At 45.0% G+C, this 14,862-nt stretch carries 13 protein-coding genes, 1 other RNA gene and 1 pseudogene; 5 read left to right on the forward strand and 10 right to left on the reverse strand.

Features of this window, described 5'->3' with window-relative positions:
* The 6 genes and pseudogenes from KH703_RS04815 to KH703_RS04840 form a co-directional block, all read right to left on the reverse strand.
* Positions 1-100 (reverse strand): annotated as a pseudogene (locus KH703_RS04815) (methionine ABC transporter permease); the annotation flags it as partial.
* Between the two features lie 97 nt (positions 101-197).
* Positions 198-710 carry a pyridoxamine 5'-phosphate oxidase family protein gene (locus KH703_RS04820; RefSeq protein WP_304294615.1) on the reverse strand — a complete coding sequence of 171 codons (513 nt, stop codon included), beginning with the start codon at positions 708-710 and terminating at the stop codon, positions 198-200.
* Positions 711-1,871 (reverse strand): cell division protein FtsZ, encoded by a 1,161-nt coding sequence (ftsZ, locus tag KH703_RS04825; RefSeq protein WP_040303139.1) that lies wholly within the window; start codon positions 1,869-1,871, stop codon positions 711-713.
* 22 nt (positions 1,872-1,893) lie between these two features.
* Positions 1,894-3,261: a cell division protein FtsA gene (gene ftsA / locus KH703_RS04830; RefSeq protein WP_304294618.1), complete on the reverse strand. Its 1,368-nt coding sequence runs from the start codon at positions 3,259-3,261 to the stop codon at positions 1,894-1,896.
* The gene (locus tag KH703_RS04835; RefSeq protein ID WP_304294620.1) at positions 3,254-4,711 is read right to left on the reverse strand and encodes a peptidylprolyl isomerase; all 1,458 of its coding nucleotides are present in this window, start codon (positions 4,709-4,711) and stop codon (positions 3,254-3,256) included. Before KH703_RS04835 ends, ftsA begins: the two co-directional genes overlap by 8 nt.
* 132 nt (positions 4,712-4,843) lie before the next feature.
* A complete protein-coding gene (locus tag KH703_RS04840) occupies positions 4,844-5,404 on the reverse strand; it encodes a class II aldolase and adducin N-terminal domain-containing protein (protein WP_297949025.1) in 561 nt (186 codons plus the stop codon).
* A gap of 64 nt (positions 5,405-5,468) precedes the next feature.
* Here KH703_RS04840 and rsmH point away from each other — a divergent pair, with 64 nt between their 5' ends.
* The 3 genes from rsmH to KH703_RS04855 all read left to right on the forward strand — a co-directional run bounded on the left by rsmH (position 5,469) and on the right by KH703_RS04855 (position 9,176).
* Positions 5,469-6,404 (forward strand): 16S rRNA (cytosine(1402)-N(4))-methyltransferase RsmH, encoded by a 936-nt coding sequence (rsmH, locus tag KH703_RS04845; RefSeq protein WP_304294623.1) that lies wholly within the window; start codon positions 5,469-5,471, stop codon positions 6,402-6,404.
* A 902-nt stretch (positions 6,405-7,306) separates the two neighbouring features.
* The gene (locus KH703_RS10050) at positions 7,307-8,116 is read left to right on the forward strand and encodes a hypothetical protein (protein WP_369692726.1); all 810 of its coding nucleotides are present in this window, start codon (positions 7,307-7,309) and stop codon (positions 8,114-8,116) included.
* On the forward strand, positions 8,106-9,176 hold the full coding sequence (locus KH703_RS04855; protein WP_304294625.1) for a DNA recombination protein RmuC: 1,071 nt from the start codon (positions 8,106-8,108) through the stop codon (positions 9,174-9,176). Before KH703_RS10050 ends, KH703_RS04855 begins: the two co-directional genes overlap by 11 nt.
* 1,180 nt (positions 9,177-10,356) lie before the next feature.
* On the opposite strand, the gene KH703_RS04860 is transcribed toward KH703_RS04855, so the two are convergent.
* Positions 10,357-10,635, reverse strand: coding sequence for a hypothetical protein (locus KH703_RS04860; RefSeq protein WP_304294627.1), 279 nt, complete (start codon positions 10,633-10,635; stop codon positions 10,357-10,359).
* 37 nt (positions 10,636-10,672) lie between these two features.
* Positions 10,673-10,989: RNase P RNA component class A (rnpB, locus tag KH703_RS04865), an RNA gene on the reverse strand.
* Positions 10,990-11,269: 280 nt separating this feature from the next.
* Between rnpB and KH703_RS04870 the strand changes: the two genes are divergently transcribed.
* On the forward strand, positions 11,270-11,494 hold the full coding sequence (locus tag KH703_RS04870) for a chemotaxis protein (RefSeq protein WP_304294629.1): 225 nt from the start codon (positions 11,270-11,272) through the stop codon (positions 11,492-11,494).
* A 464-nt stretch (positions 11,495-11,958) separates the two neighbouring features.
* On the opposite strand, the gene truD is transcribed toward KH703_RS04870, so the two are convergent.
* Complete coding sequence (gene truD / locus KH703_RS04875; RefSeq protein ID WP_304294631.1) at positions 11,959-13,071, reverse strand: tRNA pseudouridine(13) synthase TruD; 1,113 nt, start codon at positions 13,069-13,071, stop codon at positions 11,959-11,961.
* A 105-nt stretch (positions 13,072-13,176) separates the two neighbouring features.
* Here truD and KH703_RS04880 point away from each other — a divergent pair, with 105 nt between their 5' ends.
* On the forward strand, positions 13,177-14,214 hold the full coding sequence (locus tag KH703_RS04880; protein WP_304294632.1) for a hypothetical protein: 1,038 nt from the start codon (positions 13,177-13,179) through the stop codon (positions 14,212-14,214).
* A gap of 161 nt (positions 14,215-14,375) precedes the next feature.
* Here KH703_RS04880 and KH703_RS04885 read toward each other — a convergent pair whose 3' ends face one another.
* Positions 14,376-14,849 carry a hypothetical protein gene (locus KH703_RS04885; RefSeq protein WP_304294635.1) on the reverse strand — a complete coding sequence of 158 codons (474 nt, stop codon included), beginning with the start codon at positions 14,847-14,849 and terminating at the stop codon, positions 14,376-14,378.
* Between the last annotated feature and the right edge of the window lie 13 nt (positions 14,850-14,862).

The following is a 14,862-nucleotide window of genomic DNA, read 5'->3' on the forward strand; positions in this document are numbered from 1 at the left end:
CGCTTTCGATGAGGCGCGCGATAAAGGGCGCCGAGCCGATAGTAAGCGGTACGATCGCCGCGGTGGTGCCGATGCTAGTGCCGATAAGAAGCTTCGTAATTTGGCAATACGAAATTTCAGATTAAAATTTCTCGAGCATTCAAACTTGAAATTTTAAGAAATCAAGCAATTTAAATTTAGATTTCTTAAATTTAATTCTATAAAATTTTAGCCTTTGCGGTTACGGATTTTATTTTAAGTTCATACACTTTCATGCGTTTTAGGGATGCTCTAGATGCGAACTCCACGCGCGACATGTAGTTTGGGGTGTATTTTTCGCACAGTATCCGCAGAGCGTAAATTTTACGCTCGTCATCTAACACTTCGTTTGCTTCGCAAACGGCGATCGCGCTGCGGTACTCCGTCGTATAAACTTTCGATCCTAGCGCTTCCGCGTCGTTTGCGATAGATCGATATTCTTCATCGATTGGGGTAGGAACGCGGTTGTAGCTAACAAAAACCGCCGTTACCGTGCGTCCGTTTTGAAAGAGTTTTGCCTTCGTGCCGGCAGGCGCACCGTGGATATAAATAGCGTCCGCATCGCGCACGGGCGAGATAGGCACGCTAAAAATTTCGCCGCTTTCGTCTATGCAGCTAAGCGTAGCATATTCGCTCTCGTCGATGATTTTTAACGCCTCATCTTCGCTTAGCTGCCTATCTCGTCTGCGCATTTAGTCCATCTGGTTGCGTAGAAATGCGGGCTCATCGAGCTCGTCGTAGGTTTCGTCTCCGTTAAAATCGCCGCTACTTACCTTTTGTCTAGAAAAGATAGAATTTCGACCCATGCTCTCTAAAAGCGCCTTCCTGCGATCTGCTACGTTATCGCTGGCGACCTGCTTTTTTTCTTCGATGCTCCTTTCAAAGCCAGTGGCGATGAGAGTAACCTCGACGCGGTTATTTTCCATCTTAGGATCGGTGGTAGTGCCCCAGGTAACGTCAGCGTCCTTATCCACGGTATCTTCGATGATATTCATAGCAGATTCGATCTCAAGCAAGGAACAATCAGGCGACATCTTAAAATGCACTAGCACGCCCATAGCACCGTGGATGGAGGTATTGTCCAAAAGCGGAGATTGGATCGCGCTTTTTAGCGCTTCCTCCGCCGCGCCATCACCTTCGCTAACGCCGATACCCATAAGCGCCAAACCGCGATGCGTCATTACCTTTTTGACGTCGGCATAATCGACGTTGATATCGCTGTCACCGGACTCTAAGATCACGGAGATCATGCCGTTTACGGCTTGGAATAGGACATTATCTACAATCTTAAAGGCATCTTTTAGGCCGGTTTTTTTGTCGATGATCTTTAATAAATTTTGATTTGGGATAACGATTATGGAATCGCACTCTTTTTTAAGCTCTTCAAGACCCTCTTGTGCTAATCGCATGCGCTTTTTACCCTCAAAACCGAAAGGGGTAGTAACGACGCCGATGGTTAGCGCTTTTTTCTCTTTCGCAGCTTTTGCAACGATAGGTGCAGCGCCGGTGCCGGTACCGCCGCCTAGACCGGAGCCCACGAAAACGATGTCGGAGTAGTCCAAGCGGTCCTTAAGATCGTCGTAGTTCTCCTCTGCAGCCATTTTAGCAAGCGCTGGATCCATACCGCAGCCAAGGCCTTTGGTAGTGTTTTCGCCTAGTAAAATTCTAGTATTTGCGATCGACTTTTCTAACGCCTGTGCGTCGGTGTTAGCCACCATAAGCTCAACGTCGGTCTTGGTAAATCCTTCGCGGATCATGTGATTTATCATGTTGCATCCGCCACCGCCGACGCCGATAACCTTCATCTTGGCACCGTAGATGCCCTTTCTTTCTTCCATGCTGTATCCTTTCACGAGTATCTCCTTAGCTTAAATTTTAAAACCAATTTTTCATAGACGACCAAATTTTATTGAAAAAATTCTGTCCCTCTTTTTTGGGAAGTTGGATATTTAAATCCTCCTTCTTAGCCGCACCGCTATCCGCTCTGACGCCCTCTTTTTCTATCGCCTTACTGACCTCTTTTTCATAATATTCGTTCACGTTTCGCTTCGGAGCCTTGTTTATCACTTCATCTTTGTAGCGGAGTTTGCCGTTAGAGTCCATCTCGTAAGGAGTGAATTCGCCGAAGCCATACATGCAAAGTCCTAGTGCGCAAGAATTTGAAATATCGTCGGCGATCTCGTGCAGGCCGCCCACGCTCTTTGCTCTTGCAACCCTAACGGATGTGTTATCAAAAACTATCGCCGCTAAATCGCGCACGTCGTCTAGCTTCGCCATGCCGCCGGTAATAACTATACCTGCGCCTATACGATCTTTGTAGCCGCTTCTTTCGATCTTATCGGCTATCATATCGAAGGTCTCTTTAACGCGAGCGAGGATGACCTGAGAGATGATCTCAAGGCTTATGATGTGGTTTTCCGACTCGCTATCTCCTAAAGCAGGCAGCTCAACTTCGCTATTGCCTTGGTTAATTAGATCGTTGTAGGTGATCTTTATGTTTTCCGCATACGGAAGCGGCGTGTGCAGAGCGCGCGATAGATCGTTAGTAACGTTATTGGAGCCGAACATAACCACATCGTTATAGCGTAAGGAATTTCCCAGGTGGATGACTATATCGCACGTAGCGCCACCCATATCGATCAGCACAACGCCTAGCTCTTTTTCGTCCTTGCTAAGCGTAGATATAGAAGATGCATAGCCCGAAAGGACGATGTTGTCGACCTTTACGCCCGCCATCTCAACGGATTTTTTCAAATTTTTAATCGAGCTTTCCGGTGCGATGACGATGTGCGTAGATACCTCTAGACGCGTGCCGCTCATACCGAGGGGATCCTCGATGTGTTCCTGCTCATCAACTCTGAAATCATACGGAAGCACGTGCAAAATTACGCTATCGCTAGGCACGTTAGCCTGTGCTTCGGCAACCTGCATAGCGCGCTTTATTTCGTCTAGTCCGATCTCATTTTCCATAGTTATGACGCCGCGAGATTTAACGCTTTTGGCATATGAGCCGGAGATAGATATAATGGCTTTATCATAGCTTCTACCAGCGCCTTTTACTGCTGCTTTCACCGCCTGTTTTATTGAGCCAGCGGCTTGCTCTATGTTTGTTATGACGCCCTTTTTGATACCTAAAGTATCGGCTCCGCCAACGCCTAAGACCGTAAAAATGCCATCATTTTTAGCGATTATCGCGCGAATTTTAGTTGAGCCTATATCTAGACCTAAAATATACTCACTCACTGTCTTTACCTTTAAAATATCTTTCGGTTTTATAGCGCTTTTCTAGCATTTTGGTTAGATCGTCTTGTAGATTGGAATTTAATAACGCGGTTATCCTATCGGCTACGATCGCTTTTTCTTTATCTATCTCTTCGCTGTTGCCTAGGCTCTGCTGTGAAATTTTATACACTACGGCTTTGTTATCAAACATCACTATCCCTTCTTTTACAGGCTTATTAAACATATCGATAAGAAATTTATAAAATTCGTCATCACTTAGCTTGGTATTATTTTTACTATTAAGAGATAGCATCCCGAAATCTTCGCCTTTGAAATTTTTAAGCGCATCTTGGGCTCTTTTTTCAAGTAGCTCTTTACGTTTTTTCGTTTCAAATTCTTTAGAAGCCAAAGACTTAGCCTCTTCAAAGCTCATCTGCCTAGGCTGCTCTACACCGTTTAGTTTAGCAATCAAATATCCGCCTTTGTACTCGAAAGGCTTGATGACATCCCCTGGCTTTGCGACCTCAATCTCAGATATTGGAAAATTGCTAGCTGTAACAACTATAGTTTCATTAGTATCGAGCTTGCCTTTCTTGATCTCTAAGTAATCCTTTGTAGCGTCTTTTTTAACCTGATCCATGCGGTAATCTTTTAGGACGTTAGGTTTAGCCTCTGCAAAATCCAATAATTTATCATCCAAGCTTCTGTACTCGCCTCTGTGTTCTTCATAAAATTTACTTAGTTCCGTATCATTCACATCGGCATTGCTAGGTACCACAAAATATGCTCCTAGAGTATATTTTTTCTCGGTCATAAAGTGCGATTTCTCGCCTTCCCAAAATTTCTTTAGCTCGTCGTCATTAAAAGTGACGTTAGCGTCTGCGTAGATTATCTCTGCAGAAACCTTATCCTGCATTAGCTGCGATGCTGCAAATGCTTCTACGATCTTAGGGCTAGGCGTTATTTTTAGCGCTTTGCCGAGCTTTTCTAAAGTTAGGACCTTTTGTAGATTGCGCTCAAATTCTTTCTTGGTAAGTCCTGAATTCCTTACGACATTATCGTAAAGTTCCTTACTAAATGCGCCATTTTCTTGGAAATTCGGCGAGTTTAGCACAAACTCCGCCACATCTTTATCACTAGCCTGAACGCCTAGATCTTTAGCAAAATTTAGAAAATACGCTTCGCCGATTAGCTGATCTACTGCGATCTGATCTAGATGCATATTTTTGGCTTGCTCTTGAGTAAATTGCCCATCGCTCATAGCACTCAGCCTGTTGTATAGTTCGGAATATTTTGTGTTTAATTCTTGATTGGTTATGGAAATCTGCCCTACTCTAGCGATTGAGCCTGCGCGGTTAGCGTTCATATCATATGCGCCCCAGCCGACGAAACCTGCGCCCACGAAAGCTATCGTGCTTATCCAAATCGTCGGTATAAGCGACTTCTTATGCTTTTGCATCCATTCTATCATCTAAATCCTTAAATAGCTAACTAAAGAAATTTTTTGTTAGTAATTATACAGATAAAACCTTATGTAAGGCTGAAAAATAGGCATTTTTAGCGAATTATAACACGTTAGTAAATGATTTGGTATACATTAATCTTAGCTTAGCAAAAGCAGCTTTGAACTCATTTCTAAAATCGCTATTTTTTTCGCCATTTGCTGCGCGCTCCTTGCATGGGCAAAAACCCCATAGCCGCGAATCACCATTATATCGCTATTTTCATTTATCATATAGTTACAAATTTCATACGGCGCGCGCTCGTGCCAATCGTCGTAGTTCTTAGGATCGTAAATTTCAACGCGCTTAAATTTGCTTACCCCAAAGTAATCTCGTGGCAAAATAAAATCATGCTCCAGCGTATATGCGACGAGATACGGCGGTGTCGCGTAGGTTACGAATTTCGCCTCTTTTATATTTTTGTAGATATTTATATGTATGTCGCTATCGATGCTAGCATCTTGCCAGCGGTAGTCTTTTTTTGAAAACAGCGTTATAAAATCATCTCTATCCAGGCTATCGAAAATCGCGTCTTTTTTGTTGATCAAAAATTGATTTTCTTTAATTTTTGCTGAAATCGAGCCGTGAAAGATCCCAAAAAGCCTATCTCTAAACATCGAAAGCGAAATTTTTCGTAAAATTTCATAATAATACTCGTCCATCTCTCGCCTTTATAAAAAATTTCGCTATTATATAGGATTAGAAATTTCAAAAGGATAAATTCAGGTGCAAGCTCCACATATTCCGGTGCTTTTTTCGCAAACGATCGCAGCATTTTCGCAGCTTGAGGACGGCTATGTTATCGACTGCACGCTAGGCTACGGAGGGCACAGCGAAGGCATTTTGACCGCTAATCCGCATCTTAAACTCATCGCCTGCGACAGAGATGCCGAAGCGATAGATTTTTCGCGCGAGCGGCTTAGTAAATTTAAAGATCGCATAGAAATTCACAAAGCAAAATTTAGCGAAATTTTAAAAATTCTGCCCGAGCAAAAGCTCCGAGCAGTTCGCGGGATATTAGCCGACATCGGCGTTTCATCTCTTCAGTTGGATAAAAACTCGCGTGGCTTTTCCACCAAAAGCGACGCGCTGGATATGCGAATGGACGAGAGCGCAGCGCTGGATGCGGCGTATGTCGTAAACCGCTACTCACAAGCGGATCTGGCGCGCATTTTCCGCGAATATGGCGAGCTAACAAACGCTAACGCAATCGCTTCCAAAATAGCTACTGCGCGGACTAACGCACCACTAACAAGTGCTAAAGCTTTGGCAAATTTAATCGGAACAAAGCCCGTTAAAGGACGCGGCATCAGCACGGCTACGCTAGCATTTCAGGCGATCCGCATCGAGGTAAACGACGAGCTTGGCGAGCTAAAGCGCCTGCTCGCACTTATCGAGCAAAAATCACGCGATTCAATTCTAACTAATGCAACTGTCGCTATAATCTCGTTTCATTCGCTTGAAGACCGAATAGTAAAGGAGCGATTTAGGGCGTGGGAGCGCGATTGCGTCTGCCCTAGCGAGTTTATGCGCTGCGAATGCGGTGGCGGGCATTCGTTAGGTAAAATCCTAACCAAAAGCCCTATAATAGCGGACGCGCAGGAACTCGCGCAAAATTCTCGAGCCGCAAGTGCAAAGTTAAGAATTTTTCGACTGAAATAACCGCCTTTGCTTGCTATGAATTTTAAATTTTGACGAAATTTTGTAAAATTTACAGATTTGAAGGCATTAAATTTTAAGATTTTACAAAATTTTAAAATTTAGCTTACAAAAATTTTGCTTTTAGAATTTATGATATTTTCAGCATTATTTTAAACACGCAATGGCTAAATCATAGAGTTTAGCGTAAAATATAACGTTGAATTTTACGCTAAATTTAATGTATAATTTTATGAGATTTAACTGCTGCATATTTTAAAAACTAAATGGGAGCATAGATACAGAACAGAGTGGGAGTTAAAATTTGGCACCTAAAGTAAGCGGCGTAATGCCAAATCTAGTCCTTTGCTTTAACGAAATTTTGTAAGCGAGCAGTAGTTTCATTGACCTTTTAGACGATAGAGCCTATCTTGCAAGCGATATCCTTCGCTTAGCGTTTTAAGGCGCATCGAAGACGCAGTAAAATTTTAAGCGGTTTTTCAGACGATTTGACAAAATTTTATAAGATAAGCCGAGTAAAGCGAACTTGATTTTTACCTGTAAAAATGAATTTCCAAAGCGAGTGGTGCAAAAAACGAGCTAAATTAACACGATGCTTCTTTTGAAGCTTCCACTGCTATACAGTATCGTGCAAAGAGCCAGATAAATAAACGCAATAGCCCGCTAAAGTAAAATTTTGATTTTGCTAGCCGAGATATAATTTGGCGAGTTAAGATAAAATTCCATTTACCGAGGTAAAATTGCAAAGAAAAATTTTGCTCGTAGCTTTGCTTTTAAATTTTACCTTAACGGCCCATTGCTAGGTACACGCTAGCTGTGAGCTTCGAGCAGGATTTTATCTTGACGCAGGCGCTTTGGCAGCAAGTAAAAATAGGATCGTGGTTTTAAATTTATGGAGATTTTAGATGAACAAATATGAATATTTTGCCGACGACGATGACGGGCACGACTTCGCAGGGACATCCGATCTAGCGGGCATAGAGCTTGCGAAAAGACGAGCTATGGAGGATCTGACGGACGAGGAGATAGAAGATAAGCTTGCCGCGGATCTTGCCGTAAAACGAAACTACGCGGGCGCAGCGGGCGGTTACGACGATTTTACCGGCTTGGGATTCGAAAGTTCAGGCTTCGCAAACGCCCAAAACTATCTAAATTCCGAAAGCGGCGGAACAAAATTTAATAAAAACAGCAAAGTAAAATTAAAAGGACGCGGCGATGCAAATATTTCAGCCGCTCGCGGCAGCGATAATTCCAGCGGAGCGAGCTACGGCGATTTTGCAGGTGCCAATTTTACTGGCAAGGCGGATTATGCGGCGTTTGCGGGTGCGAACTTTACAGGCACGCAAAATCAAAATTACGCGGATCTGGGCGCGCATGATTATTCAAGCCTTGCCGCAGGGCGCGGTTACGGCAGTTTCGCGGGCGCGCAGGACGAGCTACTACGCAACTACGACGCCGAGAAAAAAAAGGAGAAAAATCTCACGCTTTATCAGCTTTTAGTCGTTTATCTGCTGATCGGATTTGCGTTTTTGCTGACGGTGCCGGCGATTTACATCCGCAACGAAATTTATTACATCAGCCGCGACATCGCCGCGCTTCGTACCAAGCACGAGGTTTTACTTGAGGAAAATCGCGCGCTTAACAACGACATCGAATATCTGCGCTACAAAAATGAAATTTTAGATCCGCAAAGCGTGCAAGAAAATGGGCGCTGATGGGATTTTGCTCGCGGCGTTTGCGTTTTTTGCTGCGCTAGTGCTTGCTCTGCTGATCGCGCTCGTGCTGCAAAACCGCCGCATAAGCGATGCAAACTCTGCGCTTAGCGAGTTTTTAAGCGAAAGGCTCACGGCTCAAAGTGCGAGAGCGAGCGCCGAGCTTTTCAAGCTAAATCAAAGCCTAAACGACGGCTTTAACGATAAGCTCTATTATCTTAATAGATCCCTGGGCGAGGGCTTGCAGCGCCAAAATAGCGCGCTTAGCGAGAATTTAAGCTCGCTAGATCGTGGCTTTAAGGACATAGCGGAAAATCTAGCGCGAATGAACGAGCAAAATAAAACTTCGCTTCAAGTGCGTGATGAAATTGCAAGGCTAAACTCGATTTTAGGCAACGTCAAGCTGCGTGGCAACTTCGGCGAGTACCGATTAGAGAGAATTTTATCGATGATTTACGGGCAAAATGCCGCGTTTTACAAGCTGCAAAAGCACCTACCAAACGGCAGAATCGCAGACTGCGCGCTACATATCGCAAAAGAAAAAATTCTTTGTATCGACTCAAAATTCCCACTTCAAAGCTATGAAAAGATCATCGCCGCCTCCGCCTCAAACGACGCCGCAGCGCTTGCTAGTTCGGATAAGCAACTAGCCGCCGATATGAAAAAGCACGCCGCAGATATCGCGGAAAAATACATCATACCGCCTCTTAGCATGGAGTTTGCGGTGCTATTCGTGCCGAGTGAGGCGGTTTTCGTCTACGTCTGCGAGAGGCTGCCACAGGTGCTTGAATACTGCGCGCAAATCGGCATTTTTGCGGCATCACCCACGACGCTGCTGGCGCTTTTAGGCACGATCCGCACCTTCGTAAAAGACGAGGTGCTCGCGCAAAATATCAAATCGGTAAAAGATGAAATTTACGCGCTAAAATCGGACTTTGAGGCGCATGCTAAGTATGTGACGGCGCTTCAAACATACGCAGATAAGCTCGCCGCGCAAGCAGAGCTTTTAAATAAAAATGCAAAATCTCTAAAAGCCCGCTTTGAGCATTTTAGCGAGCTGTAATGAGGCAAACCGTCGTTCATAATGCGGTGCCTAGAGCTCATTGGCGCATATAATGCAGCGGCATTTTAAGTGGCTAAATTGTAGGCAAACTCTCATAAGGCTTTAGCTTTTGCATTGCAGGCTTGCACGGCTTTCTAAAATTATCGCCAGGCAGCTTATTTTGTGTATTCGGTGTTTATTCGGAGTAAAATTTCAAAAACGGACGCAAATCTCAAAACATACGCCGTATTTAAAAAAATGGAAAGATTAGACGCGCAATCTTACGCGACGGCAAGATAAAATTTTAAGTTCGACGCGGCGCCAAAACACACAAAATTCTCTTGCAAAATCGCAAAATTCCAAAATTTCTCGGCAAAAATCAAAGCTATAGCACCGCAAACCTGCCAAAAAAACTTTCTCGCTAAAAATTCTAAAGCTCACCTCTGAAATCCAAAATAACCGCATGTCTAAATTCTGCGCGCAAACTGGAATTACCGACGCCTAAAAGCCGCATGCGCAAGCGAAAAAAAATCGCACTGCGCCTTAAAGCTACCCTAACGATCTCGTTTTACCGCTCTTATACGCCGCGAAAATCGCGCAGCAGGTCAAAACTGAGCGAGATAGGATTTTAAAGGCTTGATTTTACGATCGATCCAAGCGCCTAGGCGCCAATTCAAATCCACTCGATGAAATTTATTTATATTGAGGCTGCGAGGCTTTGGCAGACACATAAACGGACATAACAGCCAACTCCACGCGACGGAATTTTTGGTGTGACTTTACGCCGATCCGATTAATAAATCGTTCGTCGTCCGCCTCACGGCTAAATTTTGGGGTATTGCTTTGCCATTTTAAGTCACTAATTCAAATCTGCGCGACGGAATTTTTGAGCGCGACTTTGGGAGTTCGCGCCGATTCGATTAATAACTTGCGCGCTCCTTAGCCAATGCGCGAGTATGTGGCGCCGTTATATGATTACCGAAACTTGGCGCACCAAGCTAAATGCGGGCACAAATAAGCACCACGCTATGCTTCACGCCACGACTTTATATCGCTAGATCCAAGCGTACGAAATAAATTTTAGACGCTTTTTGCTTCGCGCAAAATTTTCAATAGTTTTTAGAGATTTTATAAAATTTTAAGTGCTTTGCGCTGCTGCGTCACGCCACACTTATACCAAATCACGCTCAATCCGCACCGCTTATTTATCGGTCGCGCAATTTTCGTTGTAGTAGGCGATGGTGCGCTCGTACTCGTCGTAAGTCTGTATATAATCGTTCACAACGCTTGGGTTTGCGTATCGATCCTCGACCACTAAAAGCTCCGCTTCGAGCTCTTTGTAGCGCTCATAAACCTCTGCACAAGCGCGATCGTGAGCGTCGCCTTGCAAGATTATAGCTTTATCAGCGCCCGCACTCGCGCAGCCTCCGAGCCCTAAAACGACAGCGCAAAGCGTACCGCATAAAATTAAGCTTTTCAAAAATTTTTCCTTATTCCAAGTAAATAAATTCGGCGTAAAAATAGGTGTGGTTATAAGCCGAGTTCCGTTACAGCGGTCATTTATCTAGACCGATTTTTGCAAATCGGTTCGAGCGAACGGTTCGAATATAAGACGAAACCACCCGTTCTTGCTGCAGGTTGGGTTTGCATTGCCGCTCGTGTCTCCACGCGCGCGGTGGGCTCTTACCCCGCCCTTTCACCCTTACCGCTTGCGCGGCGGTTTGCTTTCTGTTGTACTTTCCCTAGGGTTGCCCCCGGCGTCCGTTAGACGCAACCTTGTCTTATCGCAGCTCGGACTTTCCTCTCCTCGCGGAGCGACCGCACGCCACACCCGAGTGCAATTATAGCTTTTTTGGCTTAAATTTCAGGGCTTGCGAAATTTAAGGGGCAGAATTTTGCGGCTCACGAAATTTTACGGCGTGAGAGTGGAATTTTAGCGCCTAATCTGCGCCGCTACGGAATTTTGGTGCGGCAAAACAGATCGTCGCTCTAAATTCGCACGAGCTTTAGCGATAATTTCATATTTCGTCTCAAAACTACGGTTTTAAATTTAAGCAAAGATTGATGATTTAGCGATATAATTTATCAAAATTATATAGCAAGGAGCGGGCTAGATGGTAGAAATTTTGCAGAAAAACGACGATTTGTTAGCAAATATCCTAGCGGATGCGAAAGAATTAGTAAAAAATTTCTCACAACTATCCGAGTCGAATGAGAAATTTAAAGATTATTACAGAGAGATTACCGATGCGGGGCTTTTATTTTTTCATCTGCATGAGAAATTTCATAAAGAATTCCCCGAGCTAAAAAACTGCAAGATAAAAGAGTATAAAAAATAATCTAAATTTGCTTTATATTTTCAAAAGGCGGATCGATTAAAATTTCGGTGCGGCAAAACAGACCGTCGCGAAATAGAATTTTATAAAATTTTATCTACGACCGAGCCGAATAAAATTTTAACTTTGAAATTCTATGGCTTAGACAAAACGGCGCGATTATTGCGATAAAATTTTACGAAATTTCATAAAATTTTATCTACCGCGCAAATTTAAATCCACGCAGCTGGCTCTGAAATTCCGTAAAATTTCGCGCGATATGGCGTGGTTTGGCGTGGGGCGTGACGTGACGTGACGCGAGCCCTATTCTGCGGCGCGGCGCGGCGCGACGTAGCGCAAGTGTGGCGTGAACCCTACTCTACGGCGCGGTTTGGCGCGGACGTGACATGGGGTGCGGTACGGCTTAAAGCTCTACTCTACGGCGCAGTTTGACGTAGTATAAACTCTACTCCGCGGCGCGATGCGGCTCAATCCTCGTCCGTCGCGGCGCCTTCGAATATATCTCGGTGCAAAATTTCCTCCAAAACGACCGTCGCGTAAGAGCCTTTCGGCAGGTAAAAACTGAAGCTAAAATGAGCATTTTGCGCATCGTAGGCGTGCTGTACGCGCTCCATAAAGCTCCACGCAAACCTGCGCGAGCCGTTCATCTGCGCTTCAAACTCGCGCGCAGGCGCGAAAATTTCATCTTCAAATCTGCCGCCAAGCCCGCTAGCTCGCAGCTTTGCTCGCCCCACGATAAGGCCTGCGCTCGTGATTTCTCGCTTCGCGAACCGCTCGCACTCCGCGCCAAGATCGTCGCAGCTAAAAAACGCGCCGCGGGGAAAATGTCCTAAAATCTCGCCTCTTAGCAGCTTAAAAAACTGCGGCTGAGCTGCGATCTCGCGCGCTTCCTCCTTGCTTAGTCCGTAAATTTTAGCAAACTCGCCAAGGCTAAATTCCGCCGCAAATTTTGAAATTTCGACCCGCTTGCTAAGCCAGCGGTTAAAAAGCTCGCTCTGATAGGCGCTGATTAGAAAGTCGCGCATTTTGGGGTTTTTAAGCCGCCTCTGTCCGCGCAGCACCTCCTCGCCCTGCGCTGCGTTGTCGCCGAACTTGCCGAAGCGCTGATAGCCGAAGTAGTTCGCAAAGCCCTCGCGCCCTAGCGTATCTAGCGCGGCTGCGAGCTTGACGGCGTCGGGCGGTAGGACTTTTTTTAGGCGGATGAAAAAGTCGTTGCCCTTTAGATGTCCGATTTTAAGCTTGTTTTTGTGCCTTTGTACGCTTAAAATTTTAAGGCTTTCGTGCGAAAATCCGCCCAGTGCGGGCTCAAATTTAGCGGGCATGCTAACGTGCTGCGTCGTAAGGCCTTGTTTGTCTTTAAGTCCCGCATAGCCGAACTCGCGCATCTTAGCGCCCGTGCGTTCGCTTAAAATCCGCAGCGCCTCGTGCGTACTGATGCCCTTTTTTTGCAGCAGCAAAATGCAGTGCTCGCCCTCATTGCTAGGCTCGTAAAGCGGCACTTCGCGCACGACGAAATCGCTTGAGTTTTTACTAAAATGCGCATTTATCGGCGCATGATTTAGGGTGTATAAATTTTTCATAGCCGGCCTTTGCGTTAATCTAAGGCGCAATTTTATAAAATTGAGCCTAAAAAACTCATTATTAAGGCAAATTCTAGTATCATTCGCCATAAAAAAGGATGAAAAATGCTTCAAATCAGGCTCTTTCGCTTCGATCCCCGCTGCGACGTCGCAAGCTACTTCAAGCCCTATGTTTATGAAAGCGCGCCCTTTGCCGATCTTGCGGCACTGCTTGACGACATCTGCGCGCACGATCCCTATTTCAGCGCGCAGGGAGTGGAATTTGTAAAAATCGGCGGTACAACGGTGAGCGTAAAAGAGCTACTAGATACGCTCATAGCGCACTTTGGAAGCGAGCTAATCATCGCGCCTCTTAGCGAAAAAGAGGCGATTAAAGATCTGCGCTGCGAGCCGAGAGCGTTTTTGGATAAATTTAAAGCCTTTGAGAGCATCGCGGATATCTCTGATTTCGAGTTTTACAAAAGCCTCGCGCCCTATTTTTACTCGACGAAAATCCCCGCATGCTCACAAGAGTTTTTGGGCAACAGCGCCTTTATCTTCGCGCACCGCCTGATGCAGACGCATCCGAGCGAGCGCATGAGGATTTTGGAGATCATCGAGCCGCAGATGGCGTATTTTACGAAGTGCGACGCCGTGGGGATGGAATTTGACGACCGCGCGGCATACAGGGCGTTTTGCGATATTTTAAAATTTGAACCCGCGCGCAGCAATAAAATTTTAAGCGCGCAGAGCATGGCGGAATTTGACGCAGCGGGCGCTAAGCACGATTTTAGCGGCTTTAACGTCGCCGTATGGTACGATGAGGCTGCGGAGGAGCTGGCTAGCAGGCTGGGCGCTCAGATCGTGCACTTTGAATGTGAAGGCGCGCCGCTTGGAGCGCAGATATACGAGCGCGAGCGGGAGTGCGCGCTGCGGCTGGGGGGCGAAATTTTATTTGACGCGTTTGATAGCGGAAGCGATTTTTTGCTAGTAAATTCCAAGCTCGCGCTTGATTTTTTAGACGGCAGAAGCGACGAAATCCAAAGGCTTTTTGGTAGAGATCTCGCGGGCTTTTATCTAATCGCGACGGATGAGCTCATCGCTCTAGCTCGCGGCGAGAGGCCCGACTTTTCGGCACGCAAGTTAAAGCCGACGCTGATTTAAGCGGACGGGATTTTGAAATTTATCCTATTATGACGATAAAATTTTAAATCGACTATATATTTATAGTCGGCATTAAGTAAATGTCGCAGGCGGTTTATCCTATACTATTTCTTTAATTCGGCATTTGCTTGTTTTGCCCTGTGGCTTGTATTTTTACTTTGCTATAAATTGACTATTAAACTTGCCTTTAATTTCTCTTTTGGAGTAAAATTTTCTAGTCCAACTCCGCCACCGCCATATACGCTTAGAATTTTTCTCAAAATATCTATAATTTCATCGCTGGTCGTATTCTCGGCATCTGTTTTTATATCGTGAAGCTCAAAAATAATTCTATACGGATCGCCAATCGTTTCATCATTAAAAATCTGCCTCAAGTCCAGCTCTATATCGTTACTTTTATAATGCAATAGCCATATCGTTTTAGTTAAGGCATAATCTCCTATATCTCTTAAATAATCATGCGATATACGAATTAGCCAAGTGTTATTTTCTCGGTCTATGCACCAATCTAGTCTTTCTAGGAACCATAGACTAATTTCGTCATCATCATATTTTTTGCGTATTTTGTTTATCGTTTCCAATAAACTATATTTTTCAATATACCCTTTTGAAATACGCTCTGTAACAAACGCCACTTTATCCCCTTTG

The sequence above is a fragment of the Campylobacter gracilis genome, from assembly GCF_018374135.1.
Classification (GTDB): Bacteria; Campylobacterota; Campylobacteria; order Campylobacterales; family Campylobacteraceae; genus Campylobacter_B; species Campylobacter_B gracilis_A.

What these genes read in the sequence shown, in the direction of transcription:
- truD (WP_304294631.1), bottom strand. Translation starts at nt 13,071, where the DNA reads ATGAAAAATTTATACACCCTAAATCATGCGCCGATAAATGCGCATTTT.
- KH703_RS04880 (WP_304294632.1), top strand. Translation starts at nt 13,177, where the DNA reads ATGCTTCAAATCAGGCTCTTTCGCTTCGATCCCCGCTGCGACGTCGCA.
- KH703_RS04820 (WP_304294615.1), bottom strand. Translation starts at nt 710, where the DNA reads ATGCGCAGACGAGATAGGCAGCTAAGCGAAGATGAGGCGTTAAAAATC.
- KH703_RS04855 (WP_304294625.1), top strand. Translation starts at nt 8,106, where the DNA reads ATGGGCGCTGATGGGATTTTGCTCGCGGCGTTTGCGTTTTTTGCTGCG.
- KH703_RS10050 (WP_369692726.1), top strand. Translation starts at nt 7,307, where the DNA reads ATGAACAAATATGAATATTTTGCCGACGACGATGACGGGCACGACTTC.
- KH703_RS04840 (WP_297949025.1), bottom strand. Translation starts at nt 5,404, where the DNA reads ATGGACGAGTATTATTATGAAATTTTACGAAAAATTTCGCTTTCGATG.
- KH703_RS04835 (WP_304294620.1), bottom strand. Translation starts at nt 4,711, where the DNA reads ATGATAGAATGGATGCAAAAGCATAAGAAGTCGCTTATACCGACGATT.
- KH703_RS04870 (WP_304294629.1), top strand. Translation starts at nt 11,270, where the DNA reads ATGGTAGAAATTTTGCAGAAAAACGACGATTTGTTAGCAAATATCCTA.